This window comes from Mesorhizobium sp. LjNodule214, from assembly GCF_964252735.1.
GTDB lineage: Bacteria > Pseudomonadota > Alphaproteobacteria > Rhizobiales > Rhizobiaceae > Mesorhizobium.
The window spans coordinates 1,214,653-1,235,238 of the sequence record NZ_CAXUPE020000003.1 but is presented as its reverse complement, the minus strand read 5'-3'; the positions used below and the strand labels follow the sequence as shown (position 1 = coordinate 1,235,238).

The window sequence follows — 20,586 nt, the reverse complement described above, 5'->3', positions numbered from 1 at the left end:
TCGACGATTTCATAAGATAGCCTCGTTCGAAACTCTTGAAGAAATGCGGAAAGAGCCCGGCTTGAACGAGCCGGGCTCTTTGCATAACGCTGATCGTCCAGGGCCAATAGCGATGGCGAAAGGATCGGATCATGACGATACGGGTGGTAATGGCAGGCGTGACGGGCTGGGTCGGCAAGGCACTGGTGCCGGCGATCGCGGCGCAGGCCGACATGCAGCTCTCCGGTGCGGTGTCGCGCAGCGGCGCAGGACAGGATTCCGGCCTGTTGGTCGGTGTGCCGGCCAATGGCGTGATCGCTGCCGCTTCGTTGGCGCAGGCGCTGCAGGCGCCGTCCGACGTGCTGGTCGATTACACCAAGCCGGATGTGGTGAAGGACCACGTGCTGCTCGCCATCGAGAAGGGACGGCACGTGGTCATCGGCACATCCGGGCTCGGAGCCGCCGACTATGCCGACATCGATGCGGCTGCGCGCGCCAACCGGGTCGGCGTCATCGCGGCCGGCAATTTTTCGATCACCGCCACGCTGATGAAACGCTTCGCCCTGATGGCGGCGAAATATGTGCCTGATGTCGAGGTCATCGACTATGCCGGCGCCAGGAAGCCTGATGCGCCGTCAGGCACGGCGCGTGAGCTGGCCGAAGCGCTGGCTGACATCCGCAATGCCTCGACTGCGCGGCCCGTGTCGGAAGTGTCAGGTGTGCCGGGAACACGGGGTGCCGCGGTCGGCGCGGGCGAGGGGGTCCAGGTGCATGCGCTGCGTCTGCCGTCCTACATCCTGTCCTGCGAAGCACTGTTCGGCCTGCCTGATGAGCGGCTGACCATCCGCCATGACGCCGGCTCGTCCGCAGCACCCTATGTCGCCGGCACGCTGCTCGCCGTCCGGCGGGTTCCGGAAGTCATCGGACTGATGCGTGGGCTCGACGCCCTTATGGATTGAGGTTGGCAGGATTCGGGTGGGACGAGCTCAGACCACAGCATAATTTCCGGTCACGACACCGGAGATTTCGCCATGACCATCCAGTTCAAAGCCTTGCCGACCGAAGATGTGAGAGCCTTGCAGCGCGGCGGGGCGGACGCCTATGGCCGCAAGCCCGAGCAAAGCATTTCCGACGGTGACGGCGTGCCGTGCCGCCATTGCCTCAGGAATGTCGCCGCCGGCGATGCCTATCTGATCCTGGCCTACCGGCCGTTTCCGGAACTGCAGCCCTACGCCGAGACCGGGCCGATCTTCCTGCATGCCGGCGAATGCGAACGCGCGGCCGAGGCCGAGGCGCTGCCCGACATGCTGGAAAGCAGCGACTATATCGTGCGCGGCTATGGCAGCGACGACCGCATCGTCTACGGCAGTGGTGGCGTCATCCCGACGGCAGCCATCGCGGCACGCGCCGAGGCACTGTTCGAGCGCGACGACATCGCTTACGTCCACGTCCGCTCGGCGCGCAACAATTGCTACCAGTGCCGGATCGAGCGCGCCTGAGGTGCGCAAAAAAGACGCCCGCCGATGATCTGGCGGGCGGTTGGGGAATCGTATGACAGAAGCTGCGTCCGAAGCCGCCGGCAAAGCTTGGGTTTCGCCGGCGTCTGGGAGGCGGCTCGAGCCGTCAGGGAACGACACCTGTGTAGGCACAGTTTTCGAACGCCGAATGTGAAATACTTCACACAGGGCGTATTTGGTCACTGCGGCGGAGCGCAATGTTGGTGACGGCTGTCGTACTCCCGTCGCATAAGCGCGCTAGAAGGTAGTCGTCGATCGATTGCCGACCGCGGATGGACCGGCGGCACATCTCGACATCGAGGAAGCGGGGCTTTGGCTCCGCTTTTTTGTTGCGCGCTTTTGCCGGTAAGAAAAACCCGCCGGAACGAACCGGCGGGCGAGACGGGAAGAAGCTCTTGCTTGCGTGCTAGAGCGGTTCAGGATCGCCGATCCGCTCTAACTCTTTGTTTTTGCGCAATTCCGGACGGAAAACCGCTGCGCACTTTTCCTGAAATTGCTCTAGGCGGCGAGCACTGCCTTCGGCTCGGCCAGCTCGTAGCCGAGCGCTTCGGCCACCGCACGGTTGGTGATCTTGCCCTTGTGGACGTTGAGGCCATTGCGCAGATGGTGGTCGTCGACCAGCGCCTTCAGACCCTTGTCGGCAAGCTGCAGGCCGTAGTGCAGCGTCGCGTTGTTGAGCGCGTGCGCCGAGGTGACCGGCACCGCGCCCGGCATGTTGGCGACGCAGTAATGGATCACACCGTCGACCTCGTAGGTCGGCTCGGCATGGGTGGTGGCGTGCGAGGTCTCGAAGCAGCCGCCCTGATCGATGGCGACGTCGACCAGCACCGAACCCTTCTTCATGCCGGAGAGCATTTCGCGCGTCACCAGCTTGGGTGCCGCAGCACCCGGGATCAGCACGGCGCCGACGACGATGTCGGCCGAAAAACATTCTTCTTCCAGCGCCTCGACGGTCGAGTAGCGGGTATGGACGCGGCCGGCGAACAGGTCGTCGAGTTGGCGCAGGCGCGGGATGGAGCGGTCGATGATGGTGACGTCGGCGCCGAGGCCGACCGCCATCCTGGCGGCATGCAGGCCGACGACGCCGCCGCCGAGCACGGTGACCTTGCCGGGCAGCACGCCGGGCACGCCGCCGAGCAGCACGCCGCGGCCGCCATTGGCCTTCTGCAGCGCGGTGGCGCCGGCCTGGATCGACAGGCGGCCGGCGACTTCCGACATCGGCGCCAGCAGCGGCAGGCCGCCGCGATCGTCGGTGACGGTCTCATAGGCGATTGCCGTGACGCCGGAGGCGAGCAGGCCCTTGGTCTGCTCCGGATCCGGAGCCAGGTGAAGATAGGTGTAGAGGATCTGGCCGTCGCGCAGTTGGACCCACTCATTGGGCTGCGGCTCCTTGACCTTGACGATCATGTCGGACTTGGCGAACACGTCGGCCGCCGTCTTGGCGATGGTGGCGCCGGCGGCGCGGTAGGCATTGTCGTCGGCGCCGATGCCGGCACCGGCGCCGGTCTCGACCAGCACTTCATGGCCATGCGCGACATATTCGCGGACCGAGCCCGGCGTCAGGCCGACGCGGTACTCGTGGTTCTTGATTTCCTTGGGGCAGCCGACGCGCATTTTCTTCTCCTGATCCGGCCCTTAAGGGCGCGTTCCCTGTTGTTTTCGAGCATGTCGTTACTCCCAAAACTGCTGAACACTTTTGGGCGACATGCATTGAACCCAGTGAACCATGAATCGTTGCGCAGGTGTTTGCGAATGCGCTTGCGCTAGCCGGCATGCTTCGATAATTGTTGCGCGAAATATCAGGATTTTCGAAGGAATCCCGAAGAATGCCACTCGACAGGATTGATATCGCCATTCTGGAGACATTGCAGAAGGATGGCCGGATACCCAATGCCGCACTCGCCGAGAAGGTCGGCCTGTCGCAGTCGGCCTGTTCGCGGCGGCTGGACAATCTGGAGAAATCCGGAACCATCCGCGGCTATCATGCCCGGCTTTCCAATGCAGCACTCGGCCACCAGATGACGGCGATCGTGCATATATCGCTGTCGGGACAATTCGAGAAGACGCTGTCGGATTTCGAAGCGGCGATCAAGCGCTGCCCGAACGTGCTTTCCTGCCACCTGATGTCAGGTGAATACGACTATATCCTGCGCATCGCAGCAAAGGATCTGGTCGACTACGAGCGCATCCACAAGGAATGGCTGTCGGCCATGCCGCATGTGACGAAGATCAATTCGTCCTTCGCCTTGCGCGAGATCGTCGACCGGACGACCGTGGGGCTGAGGCTTGAAATGGCTTAGGCTGCTAAATTCTGGCGGTCGCCGTCACCACCTGGTCCATCGGGATGTCGTGTGGTTGCGGGTAAATCGTGGCGATGCGCTGCAGTTCGTAGCCGACGCCGATGACCAAAGGCTTGAACGGCATCGCGGCCAGGGTGCGGTCGAAGAAACCGCCGCCGTAACCCAGGCGATAGTTCCGGGGATCGATGCCGACGATCGGCGAGATGACGATGGCGGGCAGCACCGGATCGCCTTCGGCCGGGATCGGGATGTTCCAGACGCCTTTCTCCAGCCGATCGCCAGGGACATAGGCGCGAAACACCAGCGGCTGTCCCTTCTCGATGACGACGGGCAGGGCCGTGCGGCCGCCGCGCTCGTTGATGGATACCATCCATGGGCGCAGATCCGGCTCGCCGCGAAACGGCCAATAGAGGCTGACCAGGCGGCCGGCAATGTCGCCGATCAGCGCGTCGAGGCCTTCGGCTATGCGCTGCGACATTGCCGTTCGTGCGTCGGCGGAAACCGCCAGCCGCGCCGCGATCAGCCGCTCGCGCTCGGCCTTGCGCCAGCGCCGCACGTCGGTCCATTCGGTGAGCGGCGTGCGGAACTCGGGATCGAGCTCATGCATGAAGCAGGGCGGCGAGGAATACTGCGCCGGATCTTCGCCGTCACGATCGCTAGCCATGCTTCACTCCGGTCATCCAGTCCGGAGGCTATACCCCGCATGAGCCGGCCGGCATGTGCATTCACGACATCGAGCGGCGAGTCCCGGGCAGTCGGGGCACTGTTGCAGTGCACAAAAATGCCTATATCGAAGCTGGTGAATTTACGCGCCCATGGGGTGAATGAGATGAACGAAGCCAGCCATCATGTCGTCGTTGTCGGCGCGGGCTTCGGCGGTCTCGAATTCACCCGAGCGCTATCGGGTGTGCCGGTGCGCATCACCATGATCGACAAGCGCAACCATCATCTTTTCCAGCCATTGCTCTATCAGGTGGCGACCACGGCGCTGGCGACCTCGGAGGTCGCCTGGCCGATCCGCCATCTGTTGCGCAAGCGCAAGGATGTGACGACGCTGCTCGCCAATGTCAGCGGCGTCGACCGCGCCGGCAAGCGTGTGCTGCTCGACGATGGCAGCGCGGTCGCCTACGACACGCTGGTGCTCGCCACCGGCGCCGGCCACGCCTATTTCGGCCATGACGAATGGGAGCCTTTTGCGCCTGGGCTGAAGACACTCGAGGACGCGACCACCATCCGGCGGCGCATCCTTCTGGCCTTCGAGCAGGCCGAGCGGGAAACCGATCTCGAAAAGCGAAAGGCGCTGCTGACGCTGGCAATCGTCGGCGGCGGGCCGACCGGCGTGGAACTGGCCGGGACTATTGCGGAACTCGCGCGCGACACGCTGCGCGGCGAGTTCCGCAACATCGACACGCGCCAGACGCGTGTGGTGCTGATCGAGGCCGGCGACCGCATCCTTGCCAATTTCGCACCGCAGCTCTCGAATTATGCAAGGATGGCGCTCGAGCGACTCGGCGTCGAGGTGGAACTCGGCCGCGCGGTGACACGCTGCGACGCCGAGGTCGTCGTCTTCGGCGACACAGTCCTGCCGGCCCGGACAATCCTGTGGGCGGCAGGCGTTGCGGCGTCGCCGGCCGCCGAATGGCTGGGGGCGGCGGCGGATCGCGCGGGCAGGGTGCTCGTCGAGCCCGACCTCACCGTGCCAGGCAGCCCGGAGATTTTTGTCATCGGCGACGCGGCACATGTCCTGCGGCCTGACGGCAAGCCGGTGCCTGGCGTAGCCCCGGCCGCCAAGCAGGCGGGATGGCATGTCGCCGCGACCATCAAGGCCAGGCTTGCCGGCAATGCCACGCCACGGCCGTTCCGCTACAAGCATGACGGCGATCTGGCGACGATCGGCAAGCGCGCCGCGGTCATCGATTTCGGCTGGATTAAGCTTACCGGCTGGCCCGCCTGGTGGCTGTGGGGCATCGCCCACATCTATTTCCTGATTGGCTTTCGCAACCGGCTGGCGGTTTCGCTTAGCTGGCTATGGATCTATGCGACCGGACAACGCAGTGCGCGGCTGATCACCCAGGGCGACGACGACAAGGGCTGACCTTGCTTGGCGCGAAGACGTTTCATCCGCCCGTCACCTTTTGCTGATCGACTGGATTCCCGATGGACATGGCCGGATTTCAGCGCGAAGCTTTCGCTTCGGGGCAGGGCTTGTCGCATTGTCGAAACAGGAAAAAACAATGTCCCAACTGCTCCACCCTGTCTCCCGCCGCTCGTTGCTAGCGGGCGCCGCCGCAACCGGGGCGCTGATCATGCTGCACCCGTTCTCAGCCCGCGCTCAAGCCAACCAGGCGCATCTCAGGATCATGGAGACGACCGACATCCATGTGAACGTGCTGCCCTATGATTACTACGCCGACAAAGCAAACGACACGATGGGCCTGTCGCGGACGGCTTCGCTGATCGATGCGGTGCGCAAGGAAGCGGTCAACTCGATGCTGATCGATAATGGCGACCTTTTGCAGGGCAATCCGATGGGCGACTACATCGCCTATGAGAAGGGCATGAAGGACGGCGATCTTCATCCGGTCATGAAGGGAATGAACCTGCTTGGGTACGAATGCTCGACACTCGGCAACCACGAGTTCAACTACGGCCTGTCGTTCCTGGACAAGGTGCTGGCCGGCGCCAATTTTCCGTTTGTCTGCGCGAACCTGATCCGCGGCACCGAGCTTGCCACCAATCCGCGGGACGACAAGCTCTACCTCAAGCCGTACGTGATCCTCGACAAGAAGATCAGGGACGGGTCGGGCGCCGAGCAGCCGATCAAGATCGGCATCATCGGCTTCGTGCCGCCGCAGATCATGGTCTGGGACCTGAAAAACCTCGAAGGCAACGTCAAGACGCGCGATATCGTCGAAGCGGCCAAGGCCTGGGTGCCCGAGATCAAGGAGCAGGGCGCCGACATCGTGATTGCGCTTTCGCATTCCGGCATCGACGTCAAGCAAGGCGACATGATGGAAAATGCTTCCTTCTTCGTCGCCGGCGTCGAAGGCATCGATGCGGTCTTCACCGGCCACCAGCATCTCGTCTTCCCCGGCAAGAAGGACTTTCAATCGCTCGAGGCCGTCGACACGCAAAAGGGCACGCTACAGGGCAAGCCTGCCGTGATGGGCGGGTTCTGGGGGTCGCATATGGGCCTGATCGACCTGCTTCTGGAGCGCGACGGCTCGAAATGGCGGGTCGTTTCGGCGACCTCCGAGGCGCGGCCGATCTACGAGCGGATCGACAACAAGAACAAGGCGACGGTCGGCGACGACAAGCGCATCATTGCCGCACTGGAACAGGACCATGAGGCGACGCTGGCCTATGTGCGCCGTCCGGTCGGCAAGACGTCGGCGCCGCTCTATTCCTATTTCGCCTTAGTCGCTGACGATCCGTCGGTGCAGATCGTGAATCAGGCGCAGAGCTGGTACCTCAAGGACATCCTCAAGAGCACGCAATGGAAGGACGTGCCGTTGCTGTCGGCCGCGGCTCCTTTCAAGGCCGGTGGGCGTAGTGGCGCCGACTACTATACCGACGTGCCGGTGGGCGACATCGCTATCAAGAATGTCGCCGATCTCTATCTCTATCCGAACACCGTGCGGGCGGTTGAAATCACCGGCGCGCAAGTCAAGGAATGGCTGGAGATGTCGGCCGGTATCTTCAACCGGATTGAGGCGGGCAAAGCGGACGAGCCGCTGATCAACACCGATTTCCCCTCCTACAATTTCGACGTTATCGACGGTGTCAGTTACAAGATAGACCTCTCGCAGCCGCCGAAATACGATGCCAAGGGTGGCTTGGCGAATGCCGGCTCGAACCGCATCGTCGATCTGATGTTCGACGGCAAGCCAATTGATCCCGCAGCGAAATTCGTCGTTGCGACCAACAATTACCGCGCCGGCGGCGGGGGCAATTTCCCCGATATCAATGCTTTGAAGATCATCTATGAGGCGCCGGACACCAATCGCGACGTGATCGTGCGCTACATCATCAGCGAAGGTACGATAAACCCATCCGCTGATAACAACTGGTCGTTCGCGCCGCTGTCGGGAACCAGCGTCGTGTTCGAGACCGGACCCAAGGCGAAGGATTTCATCGCCGAGGTGAAATCCCTGAAGATCGAGCCCGCAGGCGAGGGCGAAGCGGGGTTTGCAAAGTACCGCATCGCTCTTTGAAGCAGGGTCGCGCTTAGCTTGTTGCCCGGCTGGGGCCGCCAACCGGCGGCCAATCTAGGGCGAGCCGGTCGCGGGAGCGGTGACCGGTCCAGGGAACGCGGGCTGGATGGAATCGCCCAACGGATCATTGGGAACGGTCAAGGGCGTCATGCCTCTCGGGTGATGGATCGCCGGGATGGACGATGTCGGCGTGTTGTTGATGAGGTCGCTGATTCCAGGTGTGAGGGTGGCGGTGGTGTTCGCACCCAGCGGGTCGTTGGTGACTGTGGGATGGATGATTTCGCCTGAGCTGTGCTTGCCGATATCACGGCAAGCAACAGCCCGGCGGCGGTCTGGTTTCGGTTCAAGGAAGCCTCCTGTTGCCAAGGATGCTCCGCGCTCGTTTTTGACACGATGCAGTGCCAAGCGGCGGACAGCAGGAAACGCCCGGGGTCCGATCGCGGTTTCATCACGTTCGCATGAGCAATTTGTGCTCATGCGTTCCCCCCTCTTGGTGGCGCACTAGGCCCTGTAGACCACCTGGCGGACGTCGATATAGCTGGCGCGGAAGCCGGCTTCGCAATAGTGCAGGTAGAATTCCCAGAGCTTCTTGAAGCGGTCGTCGAAACCGAGCGGCACGATCTTTTCCCAGGATCCCCAGAAACGCTGGCGCCATTCGGCGAGCGTGCGGGCATAGTCGTCCGGGAAGACGCGCTCGCGCAGATGGGCGAGGCCATGGTCTCTTCCCAACGATTTCAGGATCGACGGCGTTGGCAGCATGCCGCCCGGGAAGACGTAGCGCTGGATGAAGTCCGGGCGGGCGCGATAGGTGTCGTAGGCATCCTCGTTGATGGTGATGATCTGCAGGCCCGCTGTGCCGCCGGGTCTCAGGCAGGCCTTCATCTTGGCGAAGAACACCGGCCAGTATTTTTCGCCGACCGCCTCGAACATCTCGATCGAAGCGATGCGGTCATAGGTGCCGGTCTCGTCGCGGTAGTCCTGCAGCTTGATATCGACCCTGTCGGCCAGCCCGGCCTTCTGGATGCGCTCCCTCGCAAAATCGTGCTGCTCGCGGCTGATGGTCAGGCCAGTGACGCGGCAGCCGATCTCGCGCGCGGCGAACTCGGCAAAGCCGCCCCAGCCGCAGCCGATCTCGAGCACGTGGTCCTTTTTGCCGATGCCGGTGTCCTTGGCCAGCGCGCGGTATTTGGCGGCCTGCGCGCTTTCCAGATCGTTGGCGCCGGTCGCGTAGAGTGCCGACGAATAGGTCATGCTCGGGTCCAGCCATTGCTTGTAAAAGGCGTTGCCGAGATCGTAATGCGCCGAAATGTTGCGCTCCGAGCCGGTGCGGGTGTTGTCGTTGAACCAGTGACGGATGCGCTGGACGGTGTTGATCAGCCAATTGGCGCCGCCGGCGACACGCTCGCCGATGGCCGAGTTGACCACGAACAGCTCCAGGAAACTGGTGACGTCGGGGCTTTCCCAATCGCCGTCCATGTAGGACTCGGCCAGGCCGATCGTGCCGCCGGAAAAGGCGCGGCCAGGCAGGCGCCAGTTCTTGAGCACCAGTTCGGCGTCGGGGCCGGGCCCCTTGCCGCCGACGAGGACAGCGCGGCCGTCCGGCATCCTGACCTTGAGCGAGCCGCGTGGCAGGTTCATGGCGGCCGACAGGACCATGCGTGCCTTGGCCGGCAGCCCCTTGACGATCTCGGCGAAGTTGAACTCGTCGAGCTTTACCGCGTCGCCGAGAGCCATGCCGCCCAGGCCACCGCTCTTGTGTTCGCTGTAGGTCATGTCACGCCCCTGAACTTCCGCAGAGCCAGCGCAATATGCCGGCTCCCACCCTCTTGCGGTTCCTTCGCCAGGCTCGAACTCCGCTCGCCGATCTCGACAGCTTGCCGATTCGGCAGCGGGCGGGCTCGAATGAAAACGCGCCCCTCAAGGGTTTTCGCGCTTCCCTGTGAATTCCCACGACAATCTTCCACGTCATCGACGGGAACTTCAAGAGGCAAGCGATCAGCAAAGCAGTGCCAGGCAACCGAATCCGAGGTTACGAAAAATCCGCTGGAGAGTGTCCGTGGCGATGGGAATCGCTATGGTTGCGCCTACCCATATGCGTTAGTTTTAGCCATGCGCTATGTAATCGTGATCGTCGGCTTCACCTTCTTCCTGATCTGGGACGGCCTCTACAATGAGGGCCGCTACCTCGACTACACGGTCAGGGAGATGTCGCGCATCGTGCGCTACGTCACCGGCGCAGCCTAGAGCCTGTTCATCCCGATCGAATCGGGATGGGGCTCTATCTTTTTGTTTGAGCATGATCTCTTCCGAAAACCGGACGCCACTTTTCGGGATCATGCTCTAATTTCGCCCCCCGCATTCCAAAGGACTTGGCGCGACATCGTTGCCGGTTGACGCGACGGCTGCGCTCGCACAAAACAGCCGCGCTTACCGATCAGGAGGTTGGGTTGATCCGGCATATCGTTTTCTTCAGCGCCCGGCGCAAAGAGGATGTGGAAGCCGTGCGCGACGGATTGATGGTGCTGGGCAAGATCCCGCATTCCAGCCTCTTTGAAGTGACCCTCAACACCAAGGTCGATCCGCTTTCGGATGCGATCGACGTGGTCGTCTATGCCGAATTCGAAGATGACGCCGCACTCGCCGCTTACAAGGCGCATCCGCTCTACGCCGAGACGACCAGCCGGGTTAAGCCATTGCGCGAATTGCGTTATTCGGCCGATGTCGTAGCTGCCTGAGCGAATTTCGGCTGCAGGCAATGCCCTCGAATGCATGGATGAGTGGTCTCATTCCGTCTGGACGGCGGAAGTCTCCGCGGGGTCGACGCCCGGCCGCGTGCTCAGCACCAGCGCGGCGACTACCACGATCGCCGCAACCGCCACCTAGGGTTGCTTCCCGGTGACTGCAAATGCGATCAGGGACGGCAACCAAGGTGAAGCTCTTGAACCAGCCTTGGGAATGATGCACACCGCACCCGCATGACCAAAGCGCCCGCGGCTCACCCGCTCGATCACCTTGTGCTGCCGACCGCGAGCCTCGATGTCGCGCGGGCGCGGCTTGCCTCGCTTGGCTTTGTCGTGGCGCCGACCGGCATCCATCCGTTCGGCACGGAAAATTGCTGCGTCTTCTTTGCCGACGGCACCTACCTGGAGCCGCTCGCGGTCGGCGATGGACAGGCAGTGGCGAGCGCGATCGCCGAGGGTAACGTCTTCGTCGCGCGCGACCGCCTCTATCGCCACAGCCTCGGCAATGAAGGGTTCAGCGCCTTGGTCTTCGGAACGACCGACGCCGATGCGGATCACGCGCGCTATGTCGAAGCCGGCCTGTCGGCGGGAAACGAGCTGACTTTTTCGCGGGCCTTCACCGATGTGAGCGGCAAGAGCGACACCGCGTCCTTCAAACTGGCCTTCGCTGCAGGTGACGCGGCCACGGACGCGTTCCTGTTCGCCTGCGAGCGGATCAATGCACCGAAAATCGACCGCACCGCGCTGCAGGCCCATGGCAATGGCGTCACCGGTATTGCCGAGATCGTGGCGGTCAGCGACCTGCCGGCCGGGCAACGCCGGCTGATCTCGATCGCCGCCGGCTTGGCGAACAAGGATGACGATGTGTTCGAGTTGCCCAACGCAACACTGACCATCCTGCATCCTGCCGCCTTTGCCACCCGCTTCGGCATTCCGGCCGGAGCGCCGTCGCAGCTTCGGTTTGCGGCGATCGTCCTTTCGGTCGGCAGTGCCGACACCGTGGCGAGGCTGCTTGCAGCCGGATCCGTCGAACACAACATACGCGGCAACGAAATTGTCGTGCCGCCGGCGCCCGGGCAGGGCGCAGCCTTTATTTTCCGGGAGACCCCATGAGCAAGCCCAATTCGTCGGTAACCGTCGGCAATGTCGTGTTCGCCAACGCAGCGCAGTTGTCGCTGATCGCCGGACCGTGCCAACTGGAATCGCGCCAGCACGCTTTCGACATGGCCGGGGCGCTCAAGGAACTGACGCAAAAGCTCGGCATCGGGCTCGTCTACAAGACCAGCTACGACAAGGCCAACCGCACCTCGCTCGGCGGCACGCGCGGCGCCGGGCTCGAGGCTGCACTGCCGGTGTTCGACGATCTGCGCAAGGAATTCTCGCTGCCAATTCTGACCGACATCCACACCGAAGAGCAGTGCGCGCTGGTCGCACCGCATGTCGACATCCTGCAGATACCGGCCTTCCTGTCGCGGCAGACCGATCTGCTGATCGCCGCAGCCAGGACCGGCAAGGTGGTCAATGTGAAGAAGGGGCAGTTCCTGGCGCCATGGGACATGAAGAACGTCGTCGCCAAGGTGACGGGATCAGGCAACGCCAATGTGCTGGTCACCGAGCGCGGCGCCTCGTTCGGCTACAATACGCTGGTCTCCGACATGCGTGCGCTGCCGATCATGGCCGAGATCGGCGCGCCGGTGATTTTCGACGCCACGCATTCGGTGCAGCAGCCGGGCGGGCAGGGCGGATCCACAGGTGGCGATCGTCGCTTCGTCGAGACCTTGGCGCGTGCCGCGGTCGCGGTCGGTGTCGCCGGTGTGTTCATCGAGACGCATCAGGACCCCGACAATGCGCCCTCCGACGGCCCTAACATGGTGCCGCTCAAGGACCTGCCGGCGCTGCTCGAAAGGCTGATGGCGTTCGACCGCGTGGCGAAAGGGCACTGATGTTGATGGCCAGCCCCGCCTGATCTTGCGCCGGCTTGTGGTTGCAGAGAGCCGGTTGTAGGCTTGCCCTGCAACTGAGCGCCCTGGCAGGAGGAAGCCATGTCCGTCGCCCGCGTCACCGAGATCACATCGTCGTCCAAGAAGAGCTTTCAGGACGCCATCGAAAAGGGAATTGCGCGCGCCGCAAAGACCCTCAAGAACGTCGAGGGCGCCTGGATCCAGGACCAGAAGATCGTCGTCGAGGACGGCAAGATCGCCGCTTACCGGGTCAATATGAAGGTCACTTTCATTCTGGCTGAGTAAACCAATCGAGGCCGAAGAAAAGTCTGGAACCTTCGTCAGCGGCCCTCATTCGACTACTACAAGGTCGATCCCTACTGGCATTGACCGGCTGGGCCAGCCCAGCCGGAATCGAAAGGGCCCCCGCATGGCGGGAGCCCTTTTCTGCGAAGAAAGCTACTCCGCTGCGTTGAGGGTCGACAATTGCACCGCGCCCTGCGGTGGCTTCTGGCTGTCGCACGATGTCAGGAACGCCGCAGCGATCAGGAACAAACTCACGATACCGCTCAACTGGGACATGGCGAAACTCCTCCTGTTTCGCCCCGCGCGCCAGAATCATAGTCCAGAAACCAGTTTGCCGCGCATGACTTATGATGACAGAAATTTGCGCTTCGTGAATCGACGTAGCGGCACTATTTGCAAGCCGCCCGATTGCCTTTTGCAGCGCTTTGGCTAAGAGGGGCGCGACGCTTCAATCGATCAATCGGGGACATCGCAAATGACCGCCATCATCGACATTGTCGGGCGTGAAATCCTGGACAGCCGTGGAAATCCGACCGTTGAGGTCGACGTGGTGCTGGAAGACGGCTCGATGGGCCGCGCCGCCGTGCCGTCAGGCGCTTCGACCGGCGCTCATGAAGCCGTCGAGTTGCGCGATGGCGGGCCCCGCTACCTCGGCAAGGGTGTGCTCAAGGCGGTCGAGGCCGTCAACGGCGAACTGTTCGAGGCGATCGGCGGCATGGAAGCCGAAAACCAGATCCACATCGACCAGACCATGATCGAGCTCGACGGCACGCCCAACAAGAGCCGGCTCGGCGCCAATGCCATCCTCGGCGTGTCGCTGGCGGTGGCCAAGGCTGCCGCCGAAGCGGCCGGCCTGCCGCTCTACCGCTATGTCGGCGGTGCCAAGGCGCATCTGCTGCCGGTGCCGATGATGAACATCATCAATGGCGGCGCCCATGCCGACAACCCGATCGACTTCCAGGAATTCATGATCCTGCCGATCGGCGCGCCGACGCTGCGCGACGGCGTGCGCTGGGGCTCGGAGATCTTCCACACGCTACGCAAGAAGCTGAAGGATGCCGGCCACAACACCAATGTCGGCGACGAGGGTGGCTTCGCTCCCAACTTGAAGAGCGCGCCGTCGGCGCTCGATTTCATCATGGAATCGATCGAGCAGGCCGGTTTCAAGCCGGGCGAGGACGTGGCGCTTGGCCTCGACTGCGCGGCGACCGAGTTCTTCAAGGATGGCAACTACGTCTATGAAGGCGAGAAGAAGACCCGCGATCCCAAGGCGCAGGCCAAATACCTGGCCAAGCTCGCCGCCGACTATCCGATCATCTCGATCGAGGACGGCCTCTCCGAGGACGACTGGGAAGGCTGGAAGATCCTGACCGACCTCATCGGCAAGAAGACGCAGCTGGTCGGCGACGATCTGTTCGTCACCAACACGGCGCGGCTGCGCGACGGCATCCGCATGGGTGTCGCCAATTCGATCCTGGTCAAGGTCAACCAGATCGGCTCGCTGACCGAGACGCTCGACGCAGTCGAGACCGCGCACAAGGCCGCTTACACCGCCGTCATGTCGCACCGCTCGGGCGAAACCGAGGATTCGACCATCGCCGATCTGGCGGTCGCCACCAATTGCGGACAGATCAAGACCGGCTCGCTGTCGCGCTCCGACCGCATGGCCAAGTACAATCAGCTGATCCGCATCGAGGAAGAGCTCGGCAAGCAGGCGCGCTATGCCGGCAAGTCGATCGTGAAAAGCTGATCTCCGGACCATATCCAGTAACGACAAGGGCGGGAACATTCCCGCCCTTTTGTTTTTCGCGGCTGCCGAATCCGGCCGCCCGTAACCGTCCATTAAGCACAATCGGCGAGAAAGAGGCGTTGAGAGGAAGAGCGCCATGTGGACACGCCAGCACAAGCAGAGAAACACCGGCCGGCTGATCATCCCCTCGCTCTGCGTGCTGTTTCTGGCCTATTTCGGCTTCCACGCCTATCACGGCGAGTTCGGCATCTACTCCAAATACCAGCTCGAGGCCCAGGCGACAGATCTGCAGGGCAAGCTCGATGCCATCAAGGCGCGCCGGGTCGATCTCGAGCGCCGTGTCCAGCTGATGCATGAAGGCACGCTGGAGAAGGACATGCTTGACGAGCAGGCGCGCAAGGCGCTCAATGTCTCCCATGCCGACGAAATCACCATCATGCTGCCGGCTTCAGCGAAATAACTGGATTTCAGTTAATCGTTGATATTTTCAATGATTTTAATCGCTTAGACGCATGACAGCCATGCATTTTTCTGCATGGCGAAACGCTTTCCCGCGTGTTAGCCTTGCTCAAATCGGTGGGGAGAACTGATCTCCCTCAGAGCAGATTTCATCTTGCTCTAATGTCCGCAAAGAGACGCCAACAGGGAGTGATGCATGGCCACCGCCGCCAGAAAAGCGCCTGCCAAATCCGTCAAATCATCGGGACTTTCCGCCCCTAAGCCAGCAGATTTCACCAAGGACGAGGAGCTTGCCGCCTACCGGCACATGCTGCTCATCCGCCGCTTCGAGGAAAAGGCCGGCCAGCTTTACGGCATGGGCTTCATCGGCGGCTTCTGCCACCTCTATATCGGCCAGGAAGCGGTCGTCACCGGCATGAAGATGGCGCTGATCGACGGCGACCAGATGATCACCGCCTATCGCGACCACGGCCACATGCTGGCGATGGAACTGTCGCCACGCGGCGTCATGGCCGAATTGACCGGGCGCCGTGGCGGCCTGTCGAAAGGCAAGGGCGGCTCCATGCACATGTTCTCCAAGGAGAAGCATTTCTATGGCGGCCACGGCATTGTCGGCGCACAGGTGTCGCTTGGCACCGGGCTTGCCTTCGCCAACCGCTATCGCGAGAACAAGAATGTTTCGCTGACCTATTTCGGCGACGGCGCCGCCAACCAGGGCCAGGTCTATGAAAGCTTCAACATGGCCTCGCTGTGGAAGCTGCCGGTGATCTTCATCATCGAGAACAACCGCTACGCCATGGGCACCTCGGTGTCGCGCTCGTCGGCCGAGACCGATTTCTCGCATCGCGGCGCCTCGTTCAAGATCCCCGGCATCCAGGTCGACGGCATGGACGTGCGCGCGGTCAAGGCCGCCGCCGACCTCGCCACCGAATGGTGCCGCGCCGGCAACGGGCCGCTGATCCTGGAAATGCAGACCTACCGTTACCGCGGCCACTCGATGTCCGACCCGGCGAAGTACCGTTCCAAGGAAGAAGTGCAGAAGATGCGCTCCGAGCATGACCCGATCGAGCAGGTCAAGGCGCGGCTGATCGACAAGAAGTGGGCAAGCGAGGACGAGCTCAAGTCCATCGACAAGGAAGTCCGCGACATTGTCGCCGACGCCGCCGATTTTGCCCAGAACGACGCAGAGCCGGATCCGTCCGAGCTCTGGACCGACATCGTACTGTAAGGGGAGGGCAAGGACATGCCGATCGAAATTCTCATGCCCGCTCTCTCGCCGACCATGGAAGAGGGCAATCTTTCCAAGTGGTTGAAGAACGAAGGCGACAAGGTGGTCGCCGGCGACGTCATCGCCGAGATCGAAACCGACAAGGCGACGATGGAAGTCGAAGCGGTCGACGAAGGCACGATTGCCAAGATCGTGGTTCCAGCCGGCACCGAAGGCGTCAAGGTCAACGCGGTGATCGCCGTGCTTGCGGTTGATGGCGAAGATGTCGACAAGGCCGGCGAAGGCATCGGCGAAGAACCTGCCAAGGCTGAAGCAGCGGGGCCTGCGCCTGCGGCGGCCAAGAGCGAGGCCGCGGCGCCTGTCGCGGCGGCACCGAAGACCGAAATCGCCGCCGATCCGGACATTCCAGCCGGCACCGAGATGGTCTCGACCACGGTGCGCGAAGCGCTGCGCGATGCCATGGCCGAAGAAATGCGCCGCGACGGCGACGTCTTCGTCATGGGCGAGGAGGTCGCCGAGTACCAGGGCGCCTACAAGATCACGCAAGGGCTGCTGCAGGAGTTCGGACCGCGCCGCGTCGTCGACACGCCGATCACCGAGCATGGCTTTGCCGGCGTCGGTGTGGGTGCTGCGATGGCCGGGCTGAAGCCGATCGTCGAGTTCATGACCTTCAACTTCGCCATGCAGGCGATCGACCAGATCATCAACTCCGCCGCCAAGACGCTCTATATGTCCGGTGGCCAGATGGGCGCGCCGATCGTCTTCCGCGGACCGAATGGGGCGGCTGCCCGCGTCGCTGCCCAGCACTCGCAGTGCTATGCCGCCTGGTACAGCCACATTCCCGGCCTCAAGGTGGTGATGCCGTACACGGCCGCCGATGCCAAGGGCCTGCTGAAGGCCGCGATCCGCGATCCGAACCCGGTCATCTTCCTTGAGAACGAAATCCTCTACGGCCAGTCCTTCGACGTGCCGAAGCTCGACGATTTCGTGCTGCCGATCGGCAAGGCGCGCATCCATAAGCAGGGCAAGGACGTCACCATCGTCTCCTTCGGCATCGGCATGACTTATGCGATCAAGGCGGAAGCCGAGTTGCGCGGCATGGGCATCGACGCCGAGATCATCGATCTGAGGTCGATCCGTCCGCTCGATTTGGACACGATCATCGCCTCGGTGAAGAAGACCAACCGTCTGATCGTGGTGGAGGAAGGTTTCCCGCAGAGCTCGGTCGGCGATCACATCGCCAACCAGGTGTCGCAGCGCGCCTTCGACTTCCTCGATGCGCCGGTCATCACCGTCGCCGGCAAGGACGTGCCGATGCCATATGCGGCGAACCTCGAAAAGCTGGCATTGCCGAATATCGGCGAGGTCGTCGAGGCGGTCAAAGCCGTCACGTATCGGGGATAGCAAAGATGTCGACCGCTCCTGGCGTGTGGCGCATTGCTTGGTCGATCTTCTGGAAGACGGTAATCGCGGGCATTATCCTTGGAATTGTTGTGAACTTCGTCTTCAGTCTCTTTCTACCCCAAATTCTTGTGAGCGCTGGAGTGCCGACGGAACGGCTTGTTCAAAGCATAACCTACGTGGCCTTCGCGATATCGTTTGCCTGCTACTTTGTCGCATTCAAATTCGCTCTGGAACACGCGCTTGGAAAAGAGATCGCGGGCAGGCGATTGGATGTTGTTACGATTGCCCAAGTGGAGGGACCTCATGCCAATTAATATTACCATGCCGGCGCTCTCGCCCACGATGGAAGAGGGCAATCTTTCCAAATGGCTGGTCAAGGAAGGTGACAAGGTCTCGCCGGGCGATGTTATCGCCGAGATCGAGACCGACAAGGCGACGATGGAGGTCGAGGCCGTCGATGAAGGCACGGTTGCCAAGCTGGTCGTTCCAGCCGGCACCGAAGGCGTCAAGGTCAATGCGCTGATCGCGGTGCTTGCGGCCGAAGGCGAGGATGCGGGAGCAGCTGCCAAGAGCGGCGGAGCTGCCGCGCCGGCAAAGGCCGAGACACCCAACGCCGAGGCAGCCAAGGCAGAAACGCCGAAGTCGGAACCCGCTGCAGCGCCGGCGCCCAAGGCAGAAGCGGCGCCGGTTGCCAATGGCCACGCGGCTGGCGAGCGCACCTTCGCTTCGCCGCTTGCCCGGCGCATTGCCAAGGACGCCGGCGTCGATGTCTCGGCAGTGACGGGCACCGGCCCGCATGGCCGCGTCGTCAAGGCCGATGTCGAGGCGGCGATTGCCGGCGGTGGCGCCAAGGCAGCTCCGGCCGCGAAGGCAGCGCCCGCCGGCGCACCGGCATCCGCGGCCGCTGCAGCACCAAAGGCGATGTCGGACGATCAGGTGCTAAAACTGTTCGCCGAAGGCTCCTACGACCTCGTCCCGCACGACAATATGCGCAAGACCATCGCGCGGCGGCTGGTCGAGGCCAAGAGCACCATCCCGCATTTCTATCTGACGCTCGACTGCGAGCTCGATGCGCTCTTGGCGCTGCGCACGCAACTCAATGCCGCTGCACCGGTGAAGAAGACCGAGAAAGGCGAGGCACCTGCCTACAAGCTCTCGGTCAACGACATGGTGATCAAGGCGATGGCCATGGCGCTGAAGGCGGTGCCGGATGCCAATGCGTCGTGGACCGACAGCGCCATGGTCAAGCACAAGCACGCCGATGTCGGCGTCGCGGTGTCGATCCCCGGCGGCCTGATCACGCCGATCATCCGCCGCGCCGAGGAAAAAACGCTGTCCACCATCTCCAACGAGATGAAGGATCTGGCGAGCCGGGCGCGCAGCCGCAAGCTGAAGCCGGAAGAGTATCAGGGCGGCACCACGGCGGTGTCCAATTTGGGCATGTTCGGCGTCAAGGACTTTGCCGCCGTCATCAACCCGCCGCATGCGACGATCCTGGCGGTCGGCGCTGGCGAGGAGCGGGCGGTGGTGAAGAACGGCGAGATCAAGATCGCCACCGTCATGTCGGTGACGCTGTCGACCGATCACCGCGCCGTCGACGGCGCGCTCGGCGCCGAACTGCTCGGCGCCTTCAAGCGCATGATCGAGAACCCGATGGGCATGCTGGTCTAGGAAAGGAAAAGGCGGTGCGGAAATTCTTCACCAGCCTTTTCGCCTTCATCCTTTCCGGTCTGGCTGGCGGGCTGGTGGTGCAGGAACTGGCCGTCCTCACTGGTGCGACGGAAGAGTACATACTGGTCTTCGCGGCGACGGCTCTGATCATCATCGTCGTGACGGTCATCTTCTTTCTGGTCCAGTTCCGCGCCGAGCCGGTTCGGGCGGTCGACCGCATGTTGTGGTGGCCGCTTGCGGTTTTCGCACTAACGCTGTTGGCGCTCGCCGGCTGGACGTTTTCCGTGCCGGCCGACAACCGTGCGATCGCAAGCGATCTTTCCATCGTTGCCGGGCTGATCCTGCCCGGCGTCGTGGCGATCATCGTGCAATGGCTGTTCGTGCGCTGGCGCCTCAAAGGCTCGGCGGCAGGGTTCGGCAGGGGTGGGACAAACGCATGACGACAATTCTCTGCTTTGGCGATTCGCTGACCTGGGGCTATGACGCCGCCAGCCTCGGCCGCCATGCGCTGGAAGACCGCTGGCCGAGCGTGCTGCGCGCGACACTGGGCGGGAACATCGAGGTCATCGCCGACGGACTGAACGGCCGCACCACGGCCTTCGACGACCACCTGGCTGGTGCCGATCGCAACGGTGCAAGACTGTTGCCGACGGTCCTGATGACGCATGCGCCGCTCGACCTGATCATCATCATGCTTGGCGCCAACGACATGAAGCCGTGGATCCACGGCAATCCGGTCGCCGCCAAGCAGGGCATGCAGCGCCTGATCGACATCGTGCGCGGCCACGACTATCCGTTCGACTGGCCGGCGCCGCAGATCCTGCTCGTCGCGCCGCCCGCGGTCAGCCGCACCGACAATGCCGAGTTCAAGGAAATGTTCGCCGGCGGCGACGAAGCGTCAAAACGGCTGGCGCCGCAATTTTCCGCGCTTGCCGACGAGGCCGGCTGCGGCTTCTTCGATGCCGGCACGGTGGCGACGACCACGCCGCTCGACGGCGTCCATCTCGACGCCGAAAACACGCGAAACATCGGCAAGGCGCTGGCACCGCTGGTGCGCGTGATGCTGGAACTCTAGAA

The 20,586-nt window shown here is 62.8% G+C and carries 23 protein-coding genes; 18 read left to right on the top strand and 5 right to left on the bottom strand.

Annotated features, from left to right (window positions below):
- Nucleotides 1-131 precede the first annotated feature (131 nt).
- Nucleotides 132-938 carry a 4-hydroxy-tetrahydrodipicolinate reductase gene (dapB, locus tag ACSQ3Z_RS31480; protein ID WP_436175102.1) on the top strand — a complete coding sequence of 269 codons (807 nt, stop codon included), beginning with the start codon at nucleotides 132-134 and terminating at the stop codon, nucleotides 936-938.
- A gap of 72 nt (nucleotides 939-1,010) precedes the next feature.
- Nucleotides 1,011-1,478: a DUF1203 domain-containing protein gene (locus ACSQ3Z_RS31475; protein ID WP_436175101.1), complete on the top strand. Its 468-nt coding sequence runs from the start codon at nucleotides 1,011-1,013 to the stop codon at nucleotides 1,476-1,478.
- Between the two features lie 516 nt (nucleotides 1,479-1,994).
- On the opposite strand, the gene ald is transcribed toward ACSQ3Z_RS31475, so the two are convergent.
- On the bottom strand, nucleotides 1,995-3,110 hold the full coding sequence (gene ald, locus ACSQ3Z_RS31470) for an alanine dehydrogenase (RefSeq protein ID WP_436175100.1): 1,116 nt from the start codon (nucleotides 3,108-3,110) through the stop codon (nucleotides 1,995-1,997).
- Nucleotides 3,111-3,322: 212 nt separating this feature from the next.
- Between ald and ACSQ3Z_RS31465 the strand changes: the two genes are divergently transcribed.
- Nucleotides 3,323-3,796 (top strand): Lrp/AsnC family transcriptional regulator, encoded by a 474-nt coding sequence (locus ACSQ3Z_RS31465; protein WP_436175099.1) that lies wholly within the window; start codon nucleotides 3,323-3,325, stop codon nucleotides 3,794-3,796.
- Nucleotides 3,797-3,800: 4 nt separating this feature from the next.
- Here ACSQ3Z_RS31465 and ACSQ3Z_RS31460 read toward each other — a convergent pair whose 3' ends face one another.
- Entirely contained in the window at nucleotides 3,801-4,460 is a 660-nt protein-coding gene (locus tag ACSQ3Z_RS31460; RefSeq protein ID WP_436175098.1) for a 5-formyltetrahydrofolate cyclo-ligase, read from the bottom strand.
- Nucleotides 4,461-4,625: 165 nt separating this feature from the next.
- Between ACSQ3Z_RS31460 and ACSQ3Z_RS31455 the strand changes: the two genes are divergently transcribed.
- Together ACSQ3Z_RS31455 and ACSQ3Z_RS31450 are read left to right on the top strand one after the other, a co-directional pair.
- Entirely contained in the window at nucleotides 4,626-5,891 is a 1,266-nt protein-coding gene (locus tag ACSQ3Z_RS31455; RefSeq protein WP_436175097.1) for an NAD(P)/FAD-dependent oxidoreductase, read from the top strand.
- Nucleotides 5,892-6,030: 139 nt separating this feature from the next.
- Complete coding sequence (locus ACSQ3Z_RS31450; RefSeq protein ID WP_436175096.1) at nucleotides 6,031-8,010, top strand: bifunctional 2',3'-cyclic-nucleotide 2'-phosphodiesterase/3'-nucleotidase; 1,980 nt, start codon at nucleotides 6,031-6,033, stop codon at nucleotides 8,008-8,010.
- 54 nt (nucleotides 8,011-8,064) lie between these two features.
- Here ACSQ3Z_RS31450 and ACSQ3Z_RS31445 read toward each other — a convergent pair whose 3' ends face one another.
- Together ACSQ3Z_RS31445 and ACSQ3Z_RS31440 are read right to left on the bottom strand one after the other, a co-directional pair.
- Nucleotides 8,065-8,487, bottom strand: a complete 423-nt coding sequence (locus ACSQ3Z_RS31445; RefSeq protein ID WP_436175095.1) for a hypothetical protein — start codon at nucleotides 8,485-8,487, stop codon at nucleotides 8,065-8,067.
- 24 nt (nucleotides 8,488-8,511) lie between these two features.
- Nucleotides 8,512-9,783 carry a class I SAM-dependent methyltransferase gene (locus tag ACSQ3Z_RS31440; RefSeq protein WP_436175094.1) on the bottom strand — a complete coding sequence of 424 codons (1,272 nt, stop codon included), beginning with the start codon at nucleotides 9,781-9,783 and terminating at the stop codon, nucleotides 8,512-8,514.
- Between the two features lie 336 nt (nucleotides 9,784-10,119).
- Here ACSQ3Z_RS31440 and ACSQ3Z_RS31435 point away from each other — a divergent pair, with 336 nt between their 5' ends.
- The 5 genes from ACSQ3Z_RS31435 (at nucleotide 10,120) to ACSQ3Z_RS31415 (ending at nucleotide 12,997) form a co-directional block, all read left to right on the top strand.
- Nucleotides 10,120-10,254, top strand: coding sequence for a hypothetical protein (locus tag ACSQ3Z_RS31435; protein WP_281034913.1), 135 nt, complete (start codon nucleotides 10,120-10,122; stop codon nucleotides 10,252-10,254).
- Nucleotides 10,255-10,457: 203 nt separating this feature from the next.
- The gene (locus tag ACSQ3Z_RS31430) at nucleotides 10,458-10,745 is read left to right on the top strand and encodes a Dabb family protein (protein WP_436175093.1); all 288 of its coding nucleotides are present in this window, start codon (nucleotides 10,458-10,460) and stop codon (nucleotides 10,743-10,745) included.
- Between the two features lie 240 nt (nucleotides 10,746-10,985).
- Nucleotides 10,986-11,864, top strand: a complete 879-nt coding sequence (locus tag ACSQ3Z_RS31425) for a VOC family protein (protein ID WP_436175092.1) — start codon at nucleotides 10,986-10,988, stop codon at nucleotides 11,862-11,864.
- Nucleotides 11,861-12,694, top strand: a complete 834-nt coding sequence (kdsA, locus tag ACSQ3Z_RS31420; protein ID WP_436175091.1) for a 3-deoxy-8-phosphooctulonate synthase — start codon at nucleotides 11,861-11,863, stop codon at nucleotides 12,692-12,694. The genes ACSQ3Z_RS31425 and kdsA overlap by 4 nt, the downstream gene beginning before the upstream one ends.
- A 99-nt stretch (nucleotides 12,695-12,793) precedes the next feature.
- Nucleotides 12,794-12,997 (top strand): dodecin family protein, encoded by a 204-nt coding sequence (locus ACSQ3Z_RS31415; protein WP_019858016.1) that lies wholly within the window; start codon nucleotides 12,794-12,796, stop codon nucleotides 12,995-12,997.
- A 153-nt stretch (nucleotides 12,998-13,150) separates the two neighbouring features.
- Here ACSQ3Z_RS31415 and ACSQ3Z_RS31410 read toward each other — a convergent pair whose 3' ends face one another.
- On the bottom strand, nucleotides 13,151-13,273 hold the full coding sequence (locus ACSQ3Z_RS31410; protein WP_281034914.1) for a hypothetical protein: 123 nt from the start codon (nucleotides 13,271-13,273) through the stop codon (nucleotides 13,151-13,153).
- A 199-nt stretch (nucleotides 13,274-13,472) separates the two neighbouring features.
- Here ACSQ3Z_RS31410 and eno point away from each other — a divergent pair, with 199 nt between their 5' ends.
- The 8 genes from eno to ACSQ3Z_RS31370 all read left to right on the top strand — a co-directional run bounded on the left by eno (nucleotide 13,473) and on the right by ACSQ3Z_RS31370 (nucleotide 20,584).
- Nucleotides 13,473-14,747, top strand: coding sequence for a phosphopyruvate hydratase (eno, locus tag ACSQ3Z_RS31405; protein WP_436175090.1), 1,275 nt, complete (start codon nucleotides 13,473-13,475; stop codon nucleotides 14,745-14,747).
- 136 nt (nucleotides 14,748-14,883) lie between these two features.
- Nucleotides 14,884-15,207 carry an FtsB family cell division protein gene (locus ACSQ3Z_RS31400; RefSeq protein WP_436175089.1) on the top strand — a complete coding sequence of 108 codons (324 nt, stop codon included), beginning with the start codon at nucleotides 14,884-14,886 and terminating at the stop codon, nucleotides 15,205-15,207.
- Between the two features lie 195 nt (nucleotides 15,208-15,402).
- Nucleotides 15,403-16,434 (top strand): pyruvate dehydrogenase (acetyl-transferring) E1 component subunit alpha, encoded by a 1,032-nt coding sequence (pdhA, locus tag ACSQ3Z_RS31395; RefSeq protein WP_436175088.1) that lies wholly within the window; start codon nucleotides 15,403-15,405, stop codon nucleotides 16,432-16,434.
- A 15-nt stretch (nucleotides 16,435-16,449) separates the two neighbouring features.
- Entirely contained in the window at nucleotides 16,450-17,838 is a 1,389-nt protein-coding gene (locus ACSQ3Z_RS31390; RefSeq protein WP_436175087.1) for a pyruvate dehydrogenase complex E1 component subunit beta, read from the top strand.
- Nucleotides 17,839-17,843: 5 nt separating this feature from the next.
- Entirely contained in the window at nucleotides 17,844-18,152 is a 309-nt protein-coding gene (locus ACSQ3Z_RS31385) for a hypothetical protein (RefSeq protein ID WP_436175086.1), read from the top strand.
- Nucleotides 18,142-19,509, top strand: a complete 1,368-nt coding sequence (locus ACSQ3Z_RS31380; RefSeq protein WP_436175085.1) for a pyruvate dehydrogenase complex dihydrolipoamide acetyltransferase — start codon at nucleotides 18,142-18,144, stop codon at nucleotides 19,507-19,509. The genes ACSQ3Z_RS31385 and ACSQ3Z_RS31380 overlap by 11 nt, the downstream gene beginning before the upstream one ends.
- Nucleotides 19,510-19,523: 14 nt before the next feature.
- Nucleotides 19,524-19,949, top strand: a complete 426-nt coding sequence (locus ACSQ3Z_RS31375) for a hypothetical protein (RefSeq protein ID WP_436175084.1) — start codon at nucleotides 19,524-19,526, stop codon at nucleotides 19,947-19,949.
- On the top strand, nucleotides 19,946-20,584 hold the full coding sequence (locus tag ACSQ3Z_RS31370) for an SGNH/GDSL hydrolase family protein (RefSeq protein WP_436175083.1): 639 nt from the start codon (nucleotides 19,946-19,948) through the stop codon (nucleotides 20,582-20,584). Before ACSQ3Z_RS31375 ends, ACSQ3Z_RS31370 begins: the two co-directional genes overlap by 4 nt.
- Nucleotides 20,585-20,586: the final 2 nt, after the last annotated feature.

Bases quoted from the DNA above. Each gene is read 5' to 3' on its own strand.
- dapB (WP_436175102.1), top strand. From the start codon at position 132: ATGACGATACGGGTGGTAATGGCAGGCGTGACGGGCTGGGTCGGCAAG.
- ACSQ3Z_RS31475 (WP_436175101.1), top strand. From the start codon at position 1,011: ATGACCATCCAGTTCAAAGCCTTGCCGACCGAAGATGTGAGAGCCTTG.
- ald (WP_436175100.1), bottom strand. From the start codon at position 3,110: ATGCGCGTCGGCTGCCCCAAGGAAATCAAGAACCACGAGTACCGCGTC.
- ACSQ3Z_RS31465 (WP_436175099.1), top strand. From the start codon at position 3,323: ATGCCACTCGACAGGATTGATATCGCCATTCTGGAGACATTGCAGAAG.
- ACSQ3Z_RS31460 (WP_436175098.1), bottom strand. From the start codon at position 4,460: ATGGCTAGCGATCGTGACGGCGAAGATCCGGCGCAGTATTCCTCGCCG.
- ACSQ3Z_RS31455 (WP_436175097.1), top strand. From the start codon at position 4,626: ATGAACGAAGCCAGCCATCATGTCGTCGTTGTCGGCGCGGGCTTCGGC.
- ACSQ3Z_RS31450 (WP_436175096.1), top strand. From the start codon at position 6,031: ATGTCCCAACTGCTCCACCCTGTCTCCCGCCGCTCGTTGCTAGCGGGC.
- ACSQ3Z_RS31445 (WP_436175095.1), bottom strand. From the start codon at position 8,487: ATGAGCACAAATTGCTCATGCGAACGTGATGAAACCGCGATCGGACCC.
- ACSQ3Z_RS31440 (WP_436175094.1), bottom strand. From the start codon at position 9,783: ATGACCTACAGCGAACACAAGAGCGGTGGCCTGGGCGGCATGGCTCTC.
- ACSQ3Z_RS31435 (WP_281034913.1), top strand. From the start codon at position 10,120: ATGCGCTATGTAATCGTGATCGTCGGCTTCACCTTCTTCCTGATCTGG.
- ACSQ3Z_RS31425 (WP_436175092.1), top strand. From the start codon at position 10,986: ATGACCAAAGCGCCCGCGGCTCACCCGCTCGATCACCTTGTGCTGCCG.
- kdsA (WP_436175091.1), top strand. From the start codon at position 11,861: ATGAGCAAGCCCAATTCGTCGGTAACCGTCGGCAATGTCGTGTTCGCC.
- ACSQ3Z_RS31415 (WP_019858016.1), top strand. From the start codon at position 12,794: ATGTCCGTCGCCCGCGTCACCGAGATCACATCGTCGTCCAAGAAGAGC.
- ACSQ3Z_RS31410 (WP_281034914.1), bottom strand. From the start codon at position 13,273: ATGTCCCAGTTGAGCGGTATCGTGAGTTTGTTCCTGATCGCTGCGGCG.
- eno (WP_436175090.1), top strand. From the start codon at position 13,473: ATGACCGCCATCATCGACATTGTCGGGCGTGAAATCCTGGACAGCCGT.
- ACSQ3Z_RS31400 (WP_436175089.1), top strand. From the start codon at position 14,884: ATGTGGACACGCCAGCACAAGCAGAGAAACACCGGCCGGCTGATCATC.
- pdhA (WP_436175088.1), top strand. From the start codon at position 15,403: ATGGCCACCGCCGCCAGAAAAGCGCCTGCCAAATCCGTCAAATCATCG.
- ACSQ3Z_RS31390 (WP_436175087.1), top strand. From the start codon at position 16,450: ATGCCGATCGAAATTCTCATGCCCGCTCTCTCGCCGACCATGGAAGAG.
- ACSQ3Z_RS31385 (WP_436175086.1), top strand. From the start codon at position 17,844: ATGTCGACCGCTCCTGGCGTGTGGCGCATTGCTTGGTCGATCTTCTGG.
- ACSQ3Z_RS31380 (WP_436175085.1), top strand. From the start codon at position 18,142: ATGCCAATTAATATTACCATGCCGGCGCTCTCGCCCACGATGGAAGAG.
- ACSQ3Z_RS31370 (WP_436175083.1), top strand. From the start codon at position 19,946: ATGACGACAATTCTCTGCTTTGGCGATTCGCTGACCTGGGGCTATGAC.